At 71.5% G+C, this 20,165-nt stretch carries 18 protein-coding genes, 1 tRNA gene and 1 pseudogene; 10 read left to right on the top strand and 10 right to left on the bottom strand.

Annotated elements, in window-relative coordinates:
* The first annotated feature begins 14 nt into the window (after positions 1-14).
* From K7B10_RS20515 to K7B10_RS20500, 4 genes and pseudogenes are all read left to right on the top strand, one after another.
* Positions 15-191 (top strand): hypothetical protein, encoded by a 177-nt coding sequence (locus tag K7B10_RS20515; RefSeq protein ID WP_030857677.1) that lies wholly within the window; start codon positions 15-17, stop codon positions 189-191.
* Positions 188-826 (top strand): aminodeoxychorismate/anthranilate synthase component II, encoded by a 639-nt coding sequence (locus K7B10_RS20510; protein ID WP_053687828.1) that lies wholly within the window; start codon positions 188-190, stop codon positions 824-826. Before K7B10_RS20515 ends, K7B10_RS20510 begins: the two co-directional genes overlap by 4 nt.
* Positions 827-951: 125 nt before the next feature.
* A pseudogene (locus K7B10_RS20505) lies at positions 952-1,635 on the top strand (class E sortase); the annotation flags it as partial.
* Between the two features lie 13 nt (positions 1,636-1,648).
* Positions 1,649-2,365: a class E sortase gene (locus K7B10_RS20500; protein WP_229337864.1), complete on the top strand. Its 717-nt coding sequence runs from the start codon at positions 1,649-1,651 to the stop codon at positions 2,363-2,365.
* A gap of 102 nt (positions 2,366-2,467) precedes the next feature.
* Here K7B10_RS20500 and pknB read toward each other — a convergent pair whose 3' ends face one another.
* The 6 genes from pknB to K7B10_RS20470 form a co-directional block, all read right to left on the bottom strand.
* Positions 2,468-4,495 carry a Stk1 family PASTA domain-containing Ser/Thr kinase gene (gene pknB / locus K7B10_RS20495; RefSeq protein ID WP_229337862.1) on the bottom strand — a complete coding sequence of 676 codons (2,028 nt, stop codon included), beginning with the start codon at positions 4,493-4,495 and terminating at the stop codon, positions 2,468-2,470.
* Positions 4,496-4,710: 215 nt separating this feature from the next.
* Positions 4,711-6,186, bottom strand: coding sequence for a peptidoglycan D,D-transpeptidase FtsI family protein (locus tag K7B10_RS20490; protein WP_229337860.1), 1,476 nt, complete (start codon positions 6,184-6,186; stop codon positions 4,711-4,713).
* Positions 6,183-7,607: an FtsW/RodA/SpoVE family cell cycle protein gene (locus K7B10_RS20485; RefSeq protein WP_030153129.1), complete on the bottom strand. Its 1,425-nt coding sequence runs from the start codon at positions 7,605-7,607 to the stop codon at positions 6,183-6,185. Before K7B10_RS20485 ends, K7B10_RS20490 begins: the two co-directional genes overlap by 4 nt.
* A 34-nt stretch (positions 7,608-7,641) precedes the next feature.
* Positions 7,642-9,102: a Stp1/IreP family PP2C-type Ser/Thr phosphatase gene (locus K7B10_RS20480; protein WP_229337858.1), complete on the bottom strand. Its 1,461-nt coding sequence runs from the start codon at positions 9,100-9,102 to the stop codon at positions 7,642-7,644.
* 141 nt (positions 9,103-9,243) lie between these two features.
* Positions 9,244-9,747 carry an FHA domain-containing protein FhaB/FipA gene (locus K7B10_RS20475; protein ID WP_030857660.1) on the bottom strand — a complete coding sequence of 168 codons (504 nt, stop codon included), beginning with the start codon at positions 9,745-9,747 and terminating at the stop codon, positions 9,244-9,246.
* 10 nt (positions 9,748-9,757) lie between these two features.
* Entirely contained in the window at positions 9,758-10,573 is an 816-nt protein-coding gene (locus K7B10_RS20470; protein ID WP_048477937.1) for an FHA domain-containing protein, read from the bottom strand.
* A gap of 292 nt (positions 10,574-10,865) precedes the next feature.
* Here K7B10_RS20470 and K7B10_RS20465 point away from each other — a divergent pair.
* The 6 genes from K7B10_RS20465 to K7B10_RS20440 all read left to right on the top strand — a co-directional run bounded on the left by K7B10_RS20465 (position 10,866) and on the right by K7B10_RS20440 (position 16,420).
* Positions 10,866-10,948 (top strand) — tRNA-Leu (locus tag K7B10_RS20465).
* 230 nt (positions 10,949-11,178) lie between these two features.
* On the top strand, positions 11,179-12,855 hold the full coding sequence (locus K7B10_RS20460) for a sensor histidine kinase (protein ID WP_229345248.1): 1,677 nt from the start codon (positions 11,179-11,181) through the stop codon (positions 12,853-12,855).
* Positions 12,856-12,863: 8 nt separating this feature from the next.
* On the top strand, positions 12,864-13,523 hold the full coding sequence (locus K7B10_RS20455) for a response regulator (protein WP_308284611.1): 660 nt from the start codon (positions 12,864-12,866) through the stop codon (positions 13,521-13,523).
* A gap of 90 nt (positions 13,524-13,613) precedes the next feature.
* Positions 13,614-15,095 carry a DUF2252 domain-containing protein gene (locus K7B10_RS20450; RefSeq protein WP_372481436.1) on the top strand — a complete coding sequence of 494 codons (1,482 nt, stop codon included), beginning with the start codon at positions 13,614-13,616 and terminating at the stop codon, positions 15,093-15,095.
* 133 nt (positions 15,096-15,228) lie between these two features.
* Positions 15,229-16,038 (top strand): J domain-containing protein, encoded by an 810-nt coding sequence (locus tag K7B10_RS20445; protein ID WP_229337854.1) that lies wholly within the window; start codon positions 15,229-15,231, stop codon positions 16,036-16,038.
* Between the two features lie 37 nt (positions 16,039-16,075).
* Positions 16,076-16,420 (top strand): rhodanese-like domain-containing protein, encoded by a 345-nt coding sequence (locus K7B10_RS20440; RefSeq protein WP_030857649.1) that lies wholly within the window; start codon positions 16,076-16,078, stop codon positions 16,418-16,420.
* Between the two features lie 61 nt (positions 16,421-16,481).
* Here K7B10_RS20440 and K7B10_RS20435 read toward each other — a convergent pair whose 3' ends face one another.
* The 4 genes from K7B10_RS20435 to paaC form a co-directional block, all read right to left on the bottom strand.
* Positions 16,482-17,624 (bottom strand): acyl-CoA dehydrogenase family protein, encoded by a 1,143-nt coding sequence (locus tag K7B10_RS20435; RefSeq protein WP_229337852.1) that lies wholly within the window; start codon positions 17,622-17,624, stop codon positions 16,482-16,484.
* 109 nt (positions 17,625-17,733) lie between these two features.
* Positions 17,734-18,861: a 2Fe-2S iron-sulfur cluster-binding protein gene (locus K7B10_RS20430; RefSeq protein WP_229337850.1), complete on the bottom strand. Its 1,128-nt coding sequence runs from the start codon at positions 18,859-18,861 to the stop codon at positions 17,734-17,736.
* On the bottom strand, positions 18,862-19,416 hold the full coding sequence (gene paaD, locus K7B10_RS20425; protein WP_229337848.1) for a 1,2-phenylacetyl-CoA epoxidase subunit PaaD: 555 nt from the start codon (positions 19,414-19,416) through the stop codon (positions 18,862-18,864). It abuts the gene before it with no gap.
* Positions 19,410-20,117, bottom strand: coding sequence for a 1,2-phenylacetyl-CoA epoxidase subunit PaaC (gene paaC / locus K7B10_RS20420; protein WP_229345242.1), 708 nt, complete (start codon positions 20,115-20,117; stop codon positions 19,410-19,412). Before paaC ends, paaD begins: the two co-directional genes overlap by 7 nt.
* Positions 20,118-20,165 lie beyond the last annotated feature (48 nt).

The following is a 20,165-nucleotide window of genomic DNA, read 5'->3' as shown; positions in this document are numbered from 1 at the left end:
AGGAAACAGACGGCATGTACGGCTGGATCTGGCGGCATCTGCCGGGCAACGCGTGGGTTCGCGCGGTGATCTCTCTCGTACTGGTCCTCGGAGTGGTCTTCGTGCTCTTCCAGTACGTCTTCCCGTGGGCCGAGCCGCTCCTGCCGTTCAACGACGTAACGGTGGACGAGGGATCGGGAGCCACTCCGTGAGCGCGCGCATTCTGGTTGTCGACAACTACGACAGCTTTGTCTTCAACCTGGTCCAGTACCTGTACCAGCTCGGCGCCGAGTGCGAGGTGCTGCGCAACGACGAGGTCGAACTCGCCCACGCGCAGGACGGCTTCGACGGCGTGCTGCTGTCGCCCGGACCGGGTACTCCGGAGCAGGCGGGCGTCTGCGTCGACATGGTCCGCCACTGCGCCGACACCGGTGTCCCGGTCTTCGGCGTGTGCCTCGGCATGCAGTCCATGGCCGTCGCGTACGGCGGCGTCGTGGACCGGGCGCCCGAACTGCTGCACGGGAAGACCTCGCCGGTGGTGCACGAGGGCCTCGGCGTCTTCGAGGGGCTGCCCTCGCCCTTCACCGCGACCCGCTACCACTCGCTCGCGGCCGAGCCGGCGACCCTGCCCGACGTGCTGGAGGTCACCGCGCGCACCGAGGACGGGATCATCATGGGGCTGCGGCACCGGGAGCACGACGTCGAGGGCGTGCAGTTCCACCCCGAGTCGGTGCTGACCGAGTGGGGCCACCGGATGCTCGCGAACTGGCTGGTGCGCTGCGGGGACGCGGGGGCCGTCGAGCGCTCGGTGGGGCTGGCCCCGGTGGTGGGCAAGGCCGTCGCGTGACCGCGGTCGCGCCGTCCGCGCCCACGGAGGGCCGGGCCGCGCGGCGCAGGGCAGCTCAGGAGGCCGCGAGGCGCACGCGCAGGCGCAGCGGGGGCCGTCGGCGCAGGCGGCCCGCGTCGGGCGGTCCGGTGGTCGTGGCGAGCCGGCTCGCCGGTGAGCTGTTCATCACGGTGGGCGTGGTGATGCTGCTGTTCGTCGCCTACCAGCTCTGGTACACGAACGTACTGGCGGAGCGGACGGCGGACGGGGCGGCCGGCTCGCTGCGGCAGAACTGGGAACGCGACCCCGGCGGGGCCGCCGCCCCGCAGGTCTCGGCGTTCGAACCCGGGGAGGGCTTCGCGATCCTCCACATCCCGAAGCTGGACGTGAAGGTGCCGGTGGCCGAGGGCGTCAGCAAGCCGAAGGTGCTCGACAAGGGCATGGTCGGGCACTACGCGGACGGCGCGCTGAAGTCGGCGATGCCGGCGGACAAGCAGGGCAATTTCGCGCTGGCGGGCCACCGCAACACCCATGGCGAACCGTTCCGCTTCATCAACCGGCTGGTGCCGGGGGACCCGGTCGTGGTCGAGACGCGGGACGCGTACTACACGTACGAGGTCACCTCGTCGCTGGCGCAGACCCCGCCGGCGAACGTCTCGGTGATCAAACCGGTGCCGGTGGGTTCGGGTTTCACCGCCCCGGGCCGGTACATCACGCTGACGACCTGCACCCCTGAGTTCACCAGCACCTACCGGATGATCGTATGGGGCAGGATGACCGACGAACGCCCCCGCAGCCAGGGTGCTCCGCCCGCGCTGGCCAGCCCGTAAGGACGAACAAGCAGTGTCACGTGCCGCGTCGCCGCCCCAGAACCGCAGTGTGCTCGCCGGTTTCCTGAGCCTGCTGGGCGAGTTCCTGATCACCGTGGGCCTCGTCCTCGGCCTGTTCGTCGCGTACTCGCTGTGGTGGACGAACGTGCTCGCCGACCGGCAGGCGCAGGCGCGCGGCAACGAGGTCCGCCAGCAGTGGCAGACGGCCCCGGGGGCGAACGGGTCCGCGGCGCCGGGGGCGCTGGACACCATGGACGGCATCGGCTTCCTGCACGTGCCGGCGATGAAGAACGGCGAGGTCCTGGTCAAGAAGGGCACGGCGCCGGACGTCCTCGACGACGGCGTGGCCGGGTACTACACGGACCCCGTGAAGGCGGCCCTGCCGTGGGAGGCCTCGGGGAACTTCTCGCTCGCGGCGCACCGGGACGGGCACGGCGCCAAGTTCCACAACATCGACAAGGTGAAGAACGGGGACGCGGTCGTCTTCGAGACGCGCGACACCTGGTACGTGTACAAGGTCTTCGCGGAGCTGCGCCAGACGTCGAAGTACAACGTGGACGTGATCTCGGCGGTCCCGAAGGAGTCGGGGCGGACGGCGCCTGGCCGCTTCATCACGCTGACGACCTGCACGCCGGTGTACACGTCGAAGTTCCGGTACGTCGTGTGGGGCGAGCTGGTGCGCACGGAGAAGGTGGACGCGCAGCGGACGCTCCCGGCGGAGCTGCGCTGACGCACGGGGACCTCTGGGACGGCTGATACGGGAAAGCCCCCGTGAGCGGCTCTGAGGCCGCCCACAGGGGCTTTTCCGCGTCTCTGGGGGAAAGAGTGCCGACTAGCGCCGGCCGCCGCCCGACAGGCCGCCGAAGAGCGTCCCGCCGTCGTTGCCGCCGTTCTGCTGGCCGCCCAGCGTCTGGACGTTGATCACCCGGCCCCCTTCGACGGGGGTGCCCGCCTGGGGATCGGTCGCCACGATGACCGCCTTGTCGTCCGTCGGGCCCGCGATGACCTGGAGGTTCAGGCCCCGGGTCGCGAGGTCCGCCTTGGCCTGGGCGACCGTCTTGCCGATCAGCTGCGGCACCTGGGTCTGCTGCGAGGCCTTGGCGATCTGGACGTTGACCGTCGTGCCCACCGCGAGCTGCTCGCCCGGCTGGTACTGCTGCTGGACGATCGTCTTCGGCGCGGCTCCGGGGGAGTCGACCTCCGTCTGGCTGCCGAGCTTGAGCTTGGCGTCGTTCAGCGCCTTGATCGCCTGCTCGCGGGTCTTCCCGAGGAGGTCCGGCATCTCGGACTTGGCCTGCTCCTTGGCGACGGTCAGCGTGACGGTCGAGCCCTTCTGGGCCTGGCCGCTCTTCGGGTCCTGGTCCAGGACGGTGCCGGCGGGCCGTTCGGACTCCTGGGTCTTCTTCTCGACGACGAAGCCCTTGTCCTTGAGCGCCTTCTCGGCGTCGTCGAACGTCAGGTTGACGACGTTGGGCACCGGCAGGTTCGGGGCGCCCGAGGAGATCTTGACCTTGACCGTCGAACCCTTGTCGGCCTTGGTGTCGGGCTCCGGGTTCTGCGAGCAGACGTTGCCCTTGGGCTGGTTGTCGCAGGCCTCGTCGGCTTCCTTCTCGACCTTGAGGCCGACGTTGTCACCGGTCTTCTGCGCCTGTTCGAGGGTCTGTCCGATGAGCTTGGGCACGTTGGGCCGGTTGTCGGCGTTGTTGCTGAAGAGGGAGCGGCCGATGAGGATCGCGCCGACCAGGACGAGGATGCCGGCCGTGACCAGCAGGATCGTCGAGGCCTTGCTCTTCTTCTGCTGACGGCGGCCGTGGCCGCCCTGGTCGTAGCCGCCCTGGCCCTGGTCCCCGTAGCCGTAACCGCCGTCGCCCGGGGGCATCGGCGGGAGCATGGAGGTCTGGCCGGAGTCGGCCGTGCGCAGGGCGGTGGTGGGCTGGTCGTAGCCCTGGTGTCCGTACCCGTGGCCCTGGTCGGGGTAGCCGTAGCCGGGCGCGCCCATGGCCGCCGCGGCGGCGACGGGCTGGCCGTCGAGGCAGGCCTCGATGTCGGCGCGCATCTCGTCGGCGGACTGGTAGCGGTAGTCGGGGTCCTTGACCAGCGCCTTCAGCACGATCGCGTCCATCTCGGGCGTGATCTCGGGGTCGAAGTTCGACGGCGGCTGCGGTTCTTCCCGTACGTGCTGGTACGCGACGGCGACCGGGGAGTCGCCGATGAACGGCGGCCGGACGCTGAGGAGTTCGTACAGCAGGCAGCCCGCGGAGTAGAGGTCGGAGCGCGCGTCGACCTGCTCGCCCTTGGCCTGCTCCGGGGAGAGGTACTGGGCGGTGCCGATGACGGCCGCGGTCTGCGTCATGGTCATGCCGGAGTCGCCCATGGCGCGGGCGATGCCGAAGTCCATGACCTTGACCTGGCCGGTGCGGGTGAGCATCACGTTGGCGGGCTTGATGTCACGGTGCACGATGCCGGCGCGGTGCGAGTACTCGAGGGCCTGGAGGATGCCGATGGTCATTTCCAGGGTGCGCTCGGGCAGCAGCTTGCGCCCGGAGTGCAGGAGCTCGCGCAGGGTGGAGCCGTCGACGTACTCCATCACGATGTACGGGATGGAGATGTTGTCGACGTAGTCCTCGCCGGTGTCGTAGACCGCGACGATCGCCGGGTGGTTGAGCGACGCGGCCGACTGGGCCTCGCGACGGAACCGGGCCTGGAAGGACGGGTCGCGGGCGAGGTCGGCGCGCAGGGTCTTGACGGCGACGGTACGGCCGAGCCGGGTGTCGTGGGCGAGGTAGACCTCGGCCATGCCACCGCGGCCGAGCACGTGGCTCAGCTCGTACCGGCCGCCGAGGCGACGCGGCTCTTCCATAACGTTGCAGCCCTCTCCGTCAGTCCCGACCGCACCCGTGTGTGGTCCGGCGGTGTGCTGTTCGCGCAAAGGCTACCGGCCGATCGTCGGTGATCGGTTCGTGACCACAGCCTGATACCGGACCGGTACCGTACGCTCGGATCCGGGCGGGAACAGTGATGTGGATCACTCCGGTTCGGCTCTCGCGCCGCTGTCGGTCCCTCGCGTCCCTTCCGTCAGCCCTTGTTCTGGTTCTTGAGCACGGCTTCCATGACGGCCTTCGCGACGGGGGCCGCGAGACCGCCGCCGCTGATGTCCTCACGGTCGGCGTCGCTGTCCTCGATGACGACGGCGACGGCGACCGGGGAGCCCTTGTCGGTCTTGGCGTAGGCGATGAACCAGGCGTAGGGGCGCTTGGCGTTCTTCTCGCCGTGCTGCGCGGTGCCGGTCTTGCCGCCGACGGTGACGTCCTTGATCTTGGCCTTGCCGCCGGTGCCGTTCTCGTTCTCGACGACGTTGACCATCATCTGCTGGAGCTTCTGCGCGTTGGCCGGGGAGAGCGGGCGGCTCATCTCCTGCGGTTCGTGCTTCTCGATGACGTCGAGGTTGGGAGCGGTGAGCTGGTCGACCATGTACGGCTTCATCAGCTTGCCGTCGTTGGCGACGGCCGCGGCGACCATCGCCATCTGGAGCGGGGTGGCGGCGGTGTTGAACTGGCCGATCGCGGAGAGCGAGTTGCCCGGGCGGTCCATGTTCTTGTCGTAGACGCTGGCGAACGCCCGGACCGGGGTGTCGATCTTGTCGTTGTTGAAGCCGAACTTCTGCGCGGTCTCCAGCATCTTGTCCTTGGTCACCTTGTCGGCGACGTTGGCGAAGACGGAGTTGCAGGAGACCTGGAGCGCGAAGTTGAGCGTCGCCTTCTCGCAGCCCTTGGCGTGGTTGACCATCGGGGTCTTGGTCGTCGGCAGGAAGAACGGCTCGGGGGTGTCCGTCGGCGCGTTGATGTCGGTGACGACGCCGTGCTCCAGCGCGGCCGCGGCGGTGACGACCTTGAAGGTCGAGCCGGGCGGGTAGGTCTCGCGCAGGGCGCGGTTGACGAGCTTCTTCTCGGGGCTGTCCTTCAGCTCGACCCAGTTCTTCTCGTCGGTCTTGGAGTTGCCGGCGAAGAGGGAGGGGTCGTACGAGGGGGTGCTGACCAGGGCGAGGATGGCGCCGGTGCGCGGGTCGATCGCGGCCACGGCACCGGTCTTGTCGCCGAGCTTCTCGTACGCGGCCTTCTGGGCGTCGGGCATCAGCGTGGTGACGACGTTGCCGCCGGCCTTCTTCTCGCCGGTGAACATGCCGATGGTGCGGTCGAAGAACAGCCGGTCGTCGTTGCCGGTGAGGATCTTGTCCTCGAGGGACTCGAGCTGGGTGGAGCCGAAGGCCTGGGAGGCGTACCCGGTCACCGGAGCCCAGAGCGCGCCCTCGTTGTAGACCCGCTTGTACTTGTAGTCGCTGCCGTCGGTGGCTGCGGAGCCCGTGATGGCCTGGCCGCCCGCGACGATGATGTTGCCGCGCTGGGTGGCGTACTGGGCGATCTGGACCCGGCGGTTCTCCTTGCGCGTGCTGAGGTCCTCGGCCTGGACGTACTGGAGCCAGTTGGTCCGGATCAGCAGTGCGAGGACGAGCAGCCCGCAGAAGAGCGAGATGCGGCGCAGGGGCTTGTTCATGACGGGCGGACCACCTGGGTCATCTCGGAGTCGGGGGACGGTGCCGGGGCCGGGGCGGGGCGGCGTGCGGTGTCGCTGATCCGGATGAGGATCCCGATGAGGGCCCAGTTCGCGAGGACGGACGAACCGCCGGACGCGAGGAAGGGCATGGTCATGCCGGTCAGGGGGATGAGGCCCATGACTCCGCCGGCGACCACGAAGATCTGCAGGGCGAAGGCGCCGGAGAGACCGATGGCGAAGAGCTTGCCGAAGGGGTCGCGGGCGGCGAGGGCGGTGCGCACACCGCGCTCGATGATCAGGCCGTAGAGCAGGAGGAAGGCCATGACGCCCGCGAGGCCGAGCTCCTCCCCGACCGTGGAGAAGATGAAGTCGGAGTTGGCGGCGAAGCCGATGAGGTCGGAGTTGCCCTGGCCCCAGCCGGTGCCGAGGACCCCGCCGGAGCCGAAGCTCATGATCGACTGGCCGACCTGCTCGCAGGCGCCCGACTTGGTGTAGCAGGCGAAGGGGTCGAGCCAGGCGGTGACACGGGCCTTGACGTGGCTGGCGGTCGCACCGACGACGGCCGCGCCGGCCACGCTCATGACCAGGCCGATGACGATCCAGCTGGTCCGCTCGGTGGCCACGTACAGCATGATCACGAACATGCCGAAGAACAGCAGCGAGGTGCCGAGGTCGTTCTCGAAGACGAGGACGAGCAGGCTCATCGCCCAGATCATCAGGATCGGGCCGAGGTCGCGGCCGCGCGGCAGGTAGAGGCCCATGAAGCGGCGGCTGGCCAGTGCGAGGGCGTCGCGCTTCACCATCAAGTACCCGGCGAAGAAGATCGCGATGACGATCTTCGCGAACTCACCGGGCTGGATGGAGAAGCCGGCGACGCTGATCCAGATCTTCGCGCCGAAGACGTCGGCGCCGAGGCCCGGGATGACGGGCAGGATCAGCAGCACCAGCGAGGCGGCCATGGAGATGTACGTGAAGCGCTGCAGCGTGCGGTGGTCCTTGAGGAGCAGCAGCACGGCGGCGAACAGGGCGATGGCGAGCGCCGTGTACATCATCTGCCGGGGGGCCGACTCGGAGAACTGGCCGAACTGGCGCTTGGCCAGGTTCTGCAGCCGCTCCGACTGGTCGAGCCGCCAGATCAGGACGCAGCCGAGCCCGTTGAGCAGCGTGCCGATCGGCAGCAGCAGCGGGTCGGCGTACTTCGCGTAGCGGCGCACCACGAGGTGGGCGATGCCGGCGAGGACGGCCAGGCCGCCGCCGTACGCGATCATTCCCGGCGGCAGCTTGCCATGGATCGACAGGCCCACGTTGGCGTAGGCGAAGATCGGGATGACCACGGCGAACGCGAGCAGCAGGAGCTCGGTGTTCCGCCGGCTCGGCAGCTCGATGGCGCCGATGGTGGTCGTGTTGGTGACAACGCTCATGGTGTGGCAGGCCCCCTGTGCCCGCGGGTGTGTACTACTGCTTGCCGCAGAGGCCTACCAGTGACTGCTCCGTGGGAGACAGGCTGGGGCCGGGTGCCGGTGGGTTCTGCGCTTCCGCGGCGCGGCGCTCCTCGTCCTTCTTGCACGCGGTGACCTGGACGCCGAGTTCGTCGATCTTCTGACGGGCGCCGTCGAGGCTGGTCTCGGTGATGGTGGCCTCGACCAGCTTCCGCTTGAAGGGCGGCAGGTACTTCAGTTCGATGTCGGTGCGGTCGGTCTCCACCTTGGAGAGCTCCAGCGGCCCGAGGTTCTGGCTGATGCCGCGGAAGAGCGCCACGTGCTCGCCCTTGACGCCGATGTAGTACTGCGTCTGGGTCCAGCGGTGGGCGGCGTAGAGGCCGCCTCCGACCACACCGGCGACGATCAGCAGGATCAGGGTGCGGGTGGTCCACTTGCGCCCTTTGCCGCGGCGCCGGCGGGGGTGGTCGTACGTGTCCTCGTAGCGCGAGTCGTCCTCGTACGGGTCGGGTTCGCCGAAGCTGCCGTACGTGCCGCCGCCGCCCTGGCTCTGGTCGGGGTATCCGTAGCCGGGGGCCTCGCCGCTGCCGGGGGGCCCGAAGGCGCCCGGCGGGGGGGCCTGGCGGCCCAGGCCGGAGGCGCGGCCCGCCGGGGTCTGCATGGCGTTGCCGTCGAAGAGCTGGTGCTGGTTCTCGGCGACCGCGCCGACGACGACCGGGGTGTCGTTCAGCTGGGCGGCGAGGGTGTCGCCGCTGTCGGTGTCGAGGACGTCCGCGACGATGCAGGTGATGTTGTCCGGTCCGCCGCCGCGCAGGGCGAGCTGGATCAGGGCCTGCACGGTCTCGTGGGGGCCGTGGTAGTCGGCGAGGGTCTCTTCCAGGGTCTGGTGGGAGACGACGCCGGACAGCCCGTCGGAGCAGATGAGGTAGCGGTCGCCGGTGCGGACCTCGCGGATCGAGAGGTCGGGCTCGACGGTGTCACCGCTGCCGAGCGCCCGCATGAGGAGGGAGCGCTGCGGGTGGGTGGTGGCTTCCTCTTCGGTGATGCGGCCCTCGTCGACGAGGCGCTGCACCCAGGTGTGGTCCTGGGTGATCTGCGTGAGGACGCCGTCGCGGAGCAGGTAGGCGCGGGAGTCGCCGACGTGGACGAGGCCGAGGCGCTGGCCGGTCCACAGGAGCGCGGTCAAGGTGGTGCCCATGCCCTCGAGCTGGGCGTCCTCCTCGACCATGACGCGCAGCTGGTCGTTCGCGCGCTGCACGGCGGTGGCGAGCGACGTGAGGATGTCGGAGCCCGGGACGTCGTCGTCGAGCTGCACGAGGGAGGAGATCACCTCGGAGCTGGCGACCTCGCCGGCGGCCTGGCCGCCCATGCCGTCGGCGACCGCGAGGAGACGGGGACCGGCATAGCCGGAGTCCTCGTTGCCCTCGCGGATCATGCCCTTGTGGGATCCGGCGGCGAACCGCAGGGACAGACTCATGCGCACCTGCCCAGTCGATTCCTCCGGGTACAACCGGTCTCGAGCCACACTGCCCACCCTCCGGTCGGGAGCGCGCTCGGGTCCGTGTCCTGGGTGGTCCGGACTGCCGCGGCTCGCTCGCTCCGCTCGCTCATTCTCGTACTACTTCCGCAGCTCGATGACGGTCTTGCCGATGCGGATCGGGGCGCCCGGCGGAATGGGCGTCGGGGTGGTCAGCCGGGTCCGGTCGAGATACGTGCCGTTGGTGGACCCGAGATCCTCGACGATCCACTGGCCGTCACGGTCGGGGTAGATCCTGGCATGGCGGCTGGACGCGTAGTCGTCGTCCAGCACGATCGTTGAGTCGTGTGCCCGGCCGAGCGTGATCGTCTGCCCCGCGAGGGCGACCGTGGTGCCCGTGAGGGTGCCCTCGGAGACGACGAGTTTGGTCGGCGCTCCGCGGCGCTGGCGCTGCTGTGGCGGCGCGGCGGCCTGGCGGCCGCCCTGCGCCGGCGCTCCGGACGCGTTCCCGCCGCGGCGTGAGCCGCGCTGCGTGACGCGCGTACCGAAGAGGTCGCTGCGGATGACCTGGACGGCCACGATGACGAACAGCCACAGAACGGCCAGGAAACCCAACCGCATGACCGTCAGGGTCAGCTCTGACATTGCCCCCGCTTCACCCTTCGGCTTGCCGGTAAATGATGGTGGTGCTGCCCACGACGATCCGCGAGCCGTCGCGGAGCGTAGCGCGGGTGGTGTGCTGCCCGTCCACCACGATGCCGTTGGTGGACCCGAGATCCTGGATCGTCGAGGGCGTTCCGGTCCGGATCTCACAGTGCCGGCGCGAGACGCCGGGGTCGTCGATCCGCACGTCGGCTTCGGTGCTTCGGCCGAGTACGAGCGTGGGGCGCGAGATCTGGTGGCGGGTGCCGTTGATCTCGATCCAGTGGCGCCGGGTGGCGCCTCCGGTGGGTACGGGGGCCGGTCCGGCGGCGCCCGGCCGGCGCGCGGGTGCGCCCGGGGGCGGTCCGGCCGGCATCGGCGGTGCGGAGACCGGCGGGTAGCCGTAGCCGCCCTGCTGGTTCTGGGGGGCCGCCTGCGGCGGTGCCTGGGAGGTGCTGGAGGCGAGCGTGCGGCTGCGGACCCGGTAGAGACCGGTGTCGAGGTCGTCGGCCTTCTCCAGGTGGACCTTGATCGGCCCCATGAAGCTGTAGCGCTGCTGCTTGGCGTAGTCGCGGACGAGGCCCGCGAGCTCGTCGCCGAGCTGCCCGGAGTAGGGGCTCAGACGCTCGTAGTCGCCGGTGCTGAGCTCGACGATGAAGTCGTTCGGGACGACCGTCCGCTCCCGGTTCCAGATCGTCGCGTTGTTGTCGCACTCGCGCTGGAGGGCGCCGGCGATCTCGACGGGCTGGACCTCGGACTTGAACACCTTGGCGAAGGTGCCGTTCACCAGACCTTCGAGTCGCTGCTCGAACCGCTTCAGGACTCCCATGGGGCACCTCCTCCGTCGTTGTCGCCCTGTACTGCTTACTGATCGTATCCACGCGTGGCGGATTCGGCTGGTTCCCCCTGGGTCCCATGCGCATGAGTGTTGGTACTCACAAGGGATCGTAGGGGCGCTCAGAGGACAGTGTCCCGCACCGGGAGCGCGGTGCGGGAGGGGCAATCGGACCCGGGCTCGGAGGTGCCGGGAAAGCGATGTGAATCCACCCCGTCCGACGTGCTAATGTTTCGACGTCGCCAGGGGAACGGCCCGAAAGGGAAGATCCGCTGGAGAGCTACTCGGGCGAGTGGCGGAACGGCAGACGCGCTGGCTTCAGGTGCCAGTGTCCTTCGGGACGTGGGGGTTCAAATCCCCCCTCGCCCACATCGACGAAACGGTCGTCATCGCGAAAGCGGTGGCGGCCGTTTCGCATTTCCCGTGCCGCGGTGGGGTGTTGATCGCGCGCGCGGCGATCCCGGTCCGTGCCCGGGGAGTTGGGGTCCTGCGGGCCCGGTGTGCGCCGGACGACTTTCGTCGGCAGGGGCGCGACGAAAGAGGGCGGTCCCGCGGGGGCGGCGGTGTCTAGGGTCGGGCGCGTGGATGCGACGGCGTGGATGCGAGCGGGCTGGGACTGGCTGAAGGGGCCCGAGCCCTGGACCCCGCGGATGCTGGCGGGCGACCTGGTGCTCGCCGGGGTGATCGCGCTGCTCGGGCTGGGGGTCGAAGAGCTCGACAACGGCAGCGCGAAGCGGATGGCGGCCAGCGCCGCCGTTGTGGTGCTGCTCACGTTGGGGCGGCGCCGGCTCCCGGCGACGACCCTGATCGTCGCGTCGGCGGTCTCCCCGTTCCTGCCCGGCTCGTTCCTGATCACCATCCTGCTGGGCTGGTCGGCGGGGCGCCGGATCGTCGGGGTGGGCCGGGCGCTGACCGCCTTCACCGTGGCCTTCCTCGCCGCGGTCTGCTTCGGCGTGCTGCAGGCGTGGTCCGACCAACGGCCCGTGCTCGTGATCGTGTTCTCCACGCTGATGTTCCTCGCGACGACGGTCATGCCGGGTCTGGCCAGCCGCTACTGGTCGCAGCGCCGGACCCTGCTCCAGGCGCTCCAGGAGCGCAACGGGCAGCTGCTGAGGGAGCGCGTGATGGTGGCCGGTCAGGCCCGGCTGCGGGAGCGCCAGCGGATCGCCCAGGACATGCACGACAGCCTGGGGCACCAGCTGGCGCTGATCGCGGTGCACACCGGCGCCCTGGAGGTGGACCCGCAGCTCACCGAGCGCCAGCGCGAGGCGGTGGGGGTGCTGCGGCAGGCCTCGGTCGCGGCGATGCACGAGCTGCGCGAGGTCGTCGGGATCCTGCGGGACGGCGTCGAGGCGCCGGTGCCGGCCGAGGAGGCACAGCCCGCGGCGCGCGGGGTGGCCGGGATCGCCGGGATCGTGGAGGCGGCGCGGAGCGCGGGGACCGACGTACGGATGGCCGTGTCGGGGCGGCCGAGGCCGCTGGTCGCGGCCTGTGACCACGCGGCGTACCGGATCGTGCAGGAGGCGCTGACCAACGCGTACAAGCACGCCTCGGGGGCGCCGATCACGGTGGAACTGCGGTACGAGGACGACTCGCTGGTGGTGGAGATCGCCAACGGGCCGGCGGCCGGGCCGGGTGTCGGCGCGGCGGTCTCGGGCGGGCAGGGGCTCACCGGTCTGCGGGAGCGGGCCCGGCTCGTCGGCGGGATGGTGCACGCGGGCGGGACCGAGGGCGGCGGCTTCCGGGTGGCCGGCGTGCTCCCGTACGGGGCCGAGCCGGCCGGGGTGGAGGACATCGCCGACGACTTCGGGCAGCAGGCCCAGGCCCAGGCCCAGGCCCGGGGGTTCGCGGTGGCGCCGCCGCCGATGGACTGGGCGGCGGTGGACCGGGAGATGACCGTACGGGGACGCAGCCGCGCCGGGGGCGTCGCGATGGGCTGCGGGATCGCCGTCGCGGCGGTGGTGCTGCTGGTGATCGTGATCGGGGCCGGGATGGTGCTGCTCGTGGGCTCGGCGGGCAGCGCGATGATCAGCCAGGCCGACTACGACAAGGTCAGCGTGGGCGAGTCGGAGGAGGCGGTCCGCAAGAAGCTGCCCGATGGCAACAGCTTCATGACCGACGGCCTGGACCGCAAGGGCCCGGAGCGGCCCGCGGGTACGGACTGCCTGGCACTGCTGTCGTCGGATGACTCGGGGCTGACCACCAATACTGTTTTCCGGTTCTGCTTCAAGGACGGCAAGCTCGTCGACAAGCAGGCGTACGAGTCCGAGCAGTAGGAGCACGGGTGACAGCCAAGGTGATCCGCGTGGTGATCGCTGACGACGAGCCGCTGATCCGGGCGGGCATCAGGATGATCCTGACCTCGGCCCCGGACATCGAGGTCGTCGCGGAGGCGGGGAACGGCCGCGAGGCCGTGGACCTGGCCCGCGCGCACACGCCGGACGTGATGCTGCTCGACATCCAGATGCCGGTGATGGACGGGCTCGCCGCACTGAGCGAGCTGGGGCGTGCGGCGCCGGAGGTCCGGGCGCTGATCCTGACCACGTTCGGTGAGAAGGAGAACGTGCTGCGGGCGCTGGGCTCGGGCGGCGCGGGGTTCCTGCTGAAGGACTCGGCACCGGGCGAGCTGATCGGCGCGGTCCGGGCGGCCGCGGCGGGGGACGCGTACCTCTCGCCGGGCGCGACCCGGCACGTGGTCGACCAGCTGGCTTCGGGGCAGGGCGCGGCGCGCGGCGAGGAGGCCCGGCGGCGCGTGGCGGAGCTGAGCGAGCGGGAGCGCGGGGTGCTGGCGTTGCTGGGCGAGGGGCTGTCGAACGCGGACGCGGGCCGGCGGCTGCACATGAGCGAGGCGACGGTGAAGACGTACGTGAGCCGGATCCTCGCGAAGCTGGGCTGCGAGAACCGGGTTCAGGCCGCCCTGCTGGCCAGGGACGCCGGGCTGTAGATACGGTCAGGCCGGATTGATGTTGTCCGGCCGGGCGAACTCATGTGGTCAGGCCGAAAAGCACGACGGGTACGGGCGGGGGCGGCACGGATGGTGGCGGTACCGGAGCAGCGGGTTGCGGAGCCGGACGGAGCGACGGGCCGGACGGTCTTCAGGGCGGCGGGCGCGGCGGCGGGAGCGCCGTCCGGTGTGCGAATACCGGCCGTCGGCGGGTTCGCGGCGCGGGTCGTCGCCGGCTCGCCCAAGGAGGCGGGCAAGGCCCTGCGCCTGCGGGTGCCGCGCTCGGCGCACGCGCACTTCGAGGCCCCGGCCGGACGGCCGGACGCCGTGCGGGCGGTGGAGGAGTCCAACGTCGGCCGGGTCCCCGAGCTGGCGCCGATCCGGGTCGGCCGGATGGCCGCGAACCCCTTCGCGTTCCTGCGCGGGTCGGCCGGGCTGATGGCGCACGACCTGTCCGGCGGTCCGGTGACCGGCGTCGGCGCACAAATCTGCGGTGACGCCCACGCGGCCAATTTCGGCCTGTACGGGGACGCCCGCGGCCGGCTCGTCATCGACCTGAACGACTTCGACGAGACCGTGTTCGGCCCGTGGGAGTGGGACCTGAAGCGGCTCGCGACCTCGCTGATCCTGGCCGGTCGGGTGGCCGGCGCGGACGAGGACACCTGCCGGGCCGCGGCGCACGACACCGTCGGCGCGTACCGCCGGACCATGCGGCTGCTGGCCAAGCTGCCGGCGCTGGATGCCTGGAACGCCATCGCGGACGAGGAGCTCGTCTCGCACACCGACGCCCGCGATCTGCTGGGCACCCTGGAGCGGGTCTCGGAGAAGGCCCGCAACAACACCTCGGCGCGGTTCGCCGCCAAGTCCACCGAGGCCGACGCGGACGGGGCCCGTCGCTTCGTGGACGCGCTGCCGGTACTGCGCCGGGTCGGCGACGGGGAGGCGGCGGCCGTGGCGGCCGCGCTGGGCCCGTACCTGGAGACCCTCCAGGGGGACCGGCTGCCGCTGCTGGCCCGGTACGCGATCCATGACGTGGCCTTCCGGGTGGTGGGCACCGGAAGCGTCGGCACCCGCTCGTACGTGGTGCTGCTGCTGGACCACCGGGGCGAGCCGCTCGTGCTCCAGGTGAAGGAGGCGCGGCCGTCCGTGCTGCTGCCGTACCTGCCCGCGCTGGGCTTCGAGAGCGCGGCCGAGGAGCACGAGGGCCGCCGGGTGGTGGCCGGGCAGAAGCGGATGCAGGTGGTCTCGGACATCCTGCTGGGCTGGACCACGGTGGAGGGGCGGCCGTACCAGGTGCGGCAGTTCCGCAACCGCAAGGGCAGCGTGGACCCGGCGGCACTGGCCCCGGACCAGATCGACGACTACGGGCGGATGACCGGAGCCCTGCTGGCGCGGGCGCACGCGCACAGCGCCGATCCGCGGCTGCTGGCCGGGTACTGCGGCAAGAACGACGAGCTGGACGAGGCGATGGCCACCTTCGCGGTGGCGTACGCCGACCGCAGCGAGGCGGACCACGCGGACCTGGTCGCGGCGGTGAAGTCCGGGCGGATCGAGGCGGAGGCCGGGGTCTGAGCGGATCGGTGCGGCGGCCGGCCCGGGGGTTCCGGGCGAGGGGCACGTTCGCGGTCACGTTCGCGGGTCACGTTCGCGGGTCGATGTTTCACGTGAAACATCGACCCGGGCCGACCGGCCTTAGGCTGGCCGGGTGAGCGAGCAGCAGACTGAACAGACGGGCGACGAGCGACCCGAGGCGCGCCTGGAGCGGGCCGTCCGGGCCGCCGAGCAGGCGCTGATCGAGTTCGAGATCGCGGTGGAGACCTTCCGGGTGGAGGTGGAGAACTTCTCCCGGCTGCACCACCAGAAGCTGGGCCCGATGTACTCGCGGCTCGACGAGCTGGATGCGCTGATCGCCGAAGCGAAGGCGGAGCGCAGCGGTGATCCCGAGGATCTGCGCCGGGCCCGGGAGGCCCGCTCGCTGGTGATGCCGATGCCCGGGGTGGACGAGCTGTTCCACGACTGGATGGATTCGGAGGGCATCTCCGACGACGCGTCCGCGATGCTCACCGACCGCCCGGTGCGGCCCCCGCAGCGGGTGCGGCCGACGGAGGAGGTGCGCCGCATCTACCGCGAGCTGGTCCGCCAGGCGCACCCGGACCTCGCCCGGGACGAAGCCGAGCGGGAACGCCGCGATGCTTTCATCGCGCGGGTCAACGCGGCGTACGGGCGGGGCGAGGAACAGCTGCTGCGCGAGCTGGCCGAGGAGTGGGCCGCGGGTCCCGTTCCCGAGGCCGTACGGCAGCTCAACGAGAGCGAGGAGCTCTACGCCCGGCTGGAGTGGCTTGCACGGCGCAAGGAGCTGCTGTCGACGGTGGCGCGCGAGCTGGAGGACAGCGCGATCGGATCGATGCTGCGGATGGCTCCGGAAGACCCGGACCGGCTGCTGGAGGAGATCGCGGAGCAGCTGCTCGCGGATGTCGCGAAGCGTGAGGCGGAGCTCGCCGCGCTCGTTGGATAGGTTGGGGAAACAGATCTGCGATGAGAGAAGGCGACGTATGAACTTCGGACCGCTTCCCTCGGTGGACGCCGCCGCGGTGCCCTCCGAAGGTTTTGTCCTCGACGTCCGTGAGGACGACGAATGGGCTGCCGGACACGTGGAAGGTGCCCTGCACATTCCGATGAGCGACTTCGTGGCCCGCTTCGGTGAGGTGACGGAGGCCGTCGAGGACGGCCGCCGCGTGCACGTGATGTGCCGGGTCGGCGGGCGCTCCGCGCAGGTCACCCAGTACCTGGTGCGGCAGGGCATCGACGCCGTGAACATCGACGGCGGCATGCAGGCCTGGGACGGCGCCGGGCGCCCGATGGTGACCGACAACGGGAACCCGGCCTTCGTGCTCTAGGGCGCCTACCGGGCGTCGCGGGGCAGGCGGGACTTTGCGGACACCCCCTAGCCCCTGTCCGTCAGGCGAGGGCGTGGGCGGCCAGCAGGTCGCCCAGCGCCTCCTCGTGGGCCGCGGCCGGGCCCAGCTGGAGCTCCAGCTGCTTGGCCCACGCGTGGTAGCGGTGCAGCGCGTAGTCGGTGTCGGCGCCGAAGCCGCCGTGCAGGTGCTGCGCGGTCTGCACGACCCGGCGTACCCCCTCGGAGGCCCAGATCTTGGCGACGGCGACGTCCCCCGCGCTCGGCAGCGGGCCGCCGGCTCCGCCGGTCGCCGCGTCGAGCCGCCAGGCGGCCTGCCAGAGGGTGACCTCCATGGCACGCAGGTCGATGTAGCGGTCGGCGGCCTGGACGGCGACGGCTTGGAAGGTGGCCACCGGGAAGCCGAACTGCTCCCGCTTGCCGGTGTATTGGCTGGTCATGGCGAGGACGTTCTCGCCGAGGCCGAGCGCCAGGGCGCAGGTCCCGGTGGCGAGGAGCTGGCGCAGCCGCTCCCAGGCGCCCGGGGTCTCGATCAGGTGGCTCGCGGGCACCCGTACCCCGTCCAGGGCGAGTTCGGCGAGCCTTTCCCCGCTGGTGGAGACCTGGTCGGCCAGAGTGAGCCCCTCGGCGGTGCGCGGGACGAGCGCCAGGACGGCCTCCCCCTCGCCGGTGTGGGCCGGTACGGCGATCCAGTCGGCGCCGTGCGCCCACGGGACGGCCGTCTGCTCCCCGTCGAGGGTCCACCGCGTGCCCTCACGGCGGGCGGTGACGGCGAGTTCGGCCGGATCGTGGCCGCTGCGGCCGTGCGCGGCGGCGGTGAGGACGAGCGTCCCGCGCCCCGCGCCGGGCAGCAGGGCGGCGGCCAGTTCGGGGCTGCCGTGGGTCTGGACGGCCATCGCGGTGGCGCAGTGCTCCAGCAACGGGACCCGGGCCAGCACCTTCGCCGCCTCGCGCAGCACCAGGCACAGGGCGATCGCGTCGAGGCCGGCGCCTCCGCGCTCCTCCGCGAGGACCAGGCTCAGCAGGTCGGATGCGGCGAGCTTGGCCCACAGCGGGCGGTCGAAGTCCTCGGCGACGGCCCCCGGGGTCAGTGCGGGGCTGGGCACGCCGTCCGGGGCGACGTCCGCGAAGACGGCCTTCGCCGCCTCGACGGCGGCCTGCTGCTCCTCGGTGAAGGTGAAGTCCACTGCCTGTCCTCCCGCGCGCACCGGTTCCCCGTCAGGCCCGGTCCGGACCTGACGGTGCGTCAAGATAGAGCAGGACGAGGGAAATGGACAGTGTGGGAGGACTGCCGCCTCAGCGGTCGAAGTCGATCTCCACTTCCTCGGTCACCGCGTGCGACTGGCAGGCCAGCACGAATCCGGCCTCCGTCTCCTCCGACTCCAGCGCGAAGTTCCGGTCCATCCGGACCTCGCCCGTGACGAGGAACGCCCGGCAGGTACCGCAGACCCCGCCCTTGCAGGCGTACGGGGCGTCCGCGCGGTTGCGCAGCACGGCGTCCAGCAGGGACTCGCCGTCCTGGACCGGCCAGGTGCCGGAGCGGCCGTCGAGGCGGGCCGTGACCCGCACGTGGGACGGGGCCGCGGCAGGAGCCGGTGCGGCCGTGTCCTCGACGTGGAAGATCTCCTCGTGGATCCGGGTCCGGACCACGCCGAGCGCGCCCAGTGCCCGCTCCGCGCCCATGACCAGCCCGTACGGGCCGCACAGGAACCAGCCCGTCACCTCCTCGACCGGCAGCAGCGCGGGCAGCAGCGCCTTCAGCCGCTCCTCGTCGAGGCGGCCGGACGGCAGCCCGGCCTCCTGCTCCTCGCGGGAGAGGACGGTCACCAGCTGGAACCGGTCGGGGAAGCGGTCCTTGAGGTCGGCGACATCGTCCAGGAACATCGTCGACGCGGCCGTACGGTCGCTGCGGACCAGGCAGAACCTGGCGTCGGGCCGCGCCGCCAGCAGCGATGCGGCGATCGACAGCACCGGGGTGATCCCGCTGCCGCCGACGATCGCCGCGTAGTGCCCGCCGGCCGGGGCGGCGGCCGGCTCCAGGACGAACCGCCCGGCCGGGACCATCACGTCCAGCACGTCGCCGGCGGTGATCTCCTTGTGGGCGAACGTGGAGAACTCGCCGCCCTCCACCAGCCGCACGCCCACCCGCAGCGCCGCCGGTCCCGGGCCCGCGGGGGCCGGGGCGGGCGAGCAGATCGAGTACGTACGGCGGACTTCCGTGCCCTCGGGGGTGCGGCGGCGCAGGGTGAGGTGCTGGCCGGGGGCGTGCAGGTACTCGCCGCGCAGCTCCTCGGGGACACGCAGGGTCAGTGCCACGGAGTCGTCGGTGAGCCGGTCGACCGCCGCCACCGTCAGCGGGTGGAAGGCGCCGTGGCGCGCGGGGCGCCCGGAGCCCGACGTGGGCGACGGCGTGGACGCGGCCATCTACAGCTCCTTGAAGTGGTCGAACGGTTCACGGCATGCGGTGCAGCGGCGCAGCGCCTTGCATGCGGTGGAGGAGAACCGGCTGAGCAGCTCGGTGTCGGTCGATCCGCAGTTCGGGCAGCGGACCGAGAGGGTGACCGGGACCGGCCCCCCGGCCGCGTGCGGGCGGGGCGGGGCGATGCCGAACTCGGCGAGCTTGCGCCGCCCCTCGGCGCTGATGTCGTCGGTGGACCAGGCCGGGGCCAGGACGGTGCGCACCCGCACGTCCGGGATTCCGTGGCCGGTCAGGACCCGCTCGATGTCGGCGGACATGGCCTCGATGGCGGGGCAGCCGGTGTAGGTCGGGGTCAGGGTGACCTCGACGTGGCCGTCCTCGTACATCCGTACTCCGCGCATCACGCCCAGTTCGGCGAGGCTGAGGACGGGCAGCTCGGGGTCGGGGACGGCGCCGGCGAGCTCGGCCAGCTCCGCCTCCAGCCGGGTCGTGGCCTCGGGAGCCGCGGGTGTCCCGGGCCCGGCCGCGGGGGCCGCGGTGCGCGGCCGGTCGGTCACCATGACGCCCCCGGATGGCTGCGGTGCAGGTGCTGCATCTCGGCGAGCAGCCGGCCGAAGGACTCGGTGTGCAGACCCTGGCGGCCCGCCCCGGCGGCCCAGGCGCCGGAGCGCGGGCCTTCGGGGAGCGTGAGCCCGGCCCGCTCCAGCACGGCGCCCACGGCGGCCAGCCAGCGGTCCTCCAGGGCGGCCCAGTCCACGCCGTCGACTCCGTCCACCGGCTGGAACATCTCGCCGGTGTACTTCCACAGCGCGTCGAGGGCGGCCCGCATGCGGGCGCGGCTCTCCGGCGTGCCGTCGCCGAGCCGCAGGGTCCACTGCTCGGCGTGGTCGCGGTGGTACGCGGTCTCCTTGACGGCCTTGGCCGCGAGCGGGGCGAACGGGCCGTCGCCGGCCGCGAGTTCCGCGTAGAGCTCGTGCTGGTGGAAGGAGAAGTAGAGCTGGCGGGCGATGGTGTGCGCGAAGTCCCCGTTCGGCTGCTCGACCAGCTGGAGGTTGCGGAAGGACCGCTCCTCGCGCAGGAAGGCCAGCTCGTCCTCGTCGCCGGCCATGGACAGCAGGACGCGGGCCTGGCCGAGCAGGTCGAGCGCGATGTTCGCGAGGGCGACCTCCTCCTCCAGGACGGGAGCGTGCCCCGCCCACTCGCCGAGGCGGTGGGAGAGGATCAGCGCGTCGTCCCCGAGCGTGAGGGCCGCCGACGGGATGACATCGGGCCGGACGTCATCGGACTGAACGCCATCGGACTGAACGGC

Origin of the sequence: Streptomyces flavotricini, assembly GCF_020639365.1 — a bacterium.
Classification (GTDB): domain Bacteria; phylum Actinomycetota; class Actinomycetes; order Streptomycetales; family Streptomycetaceae; genus Streptomyces; species Streptomyces flavotricini.
This window is presented reverse-complemented; position numbering and strand designations above follow the sequence as displayed.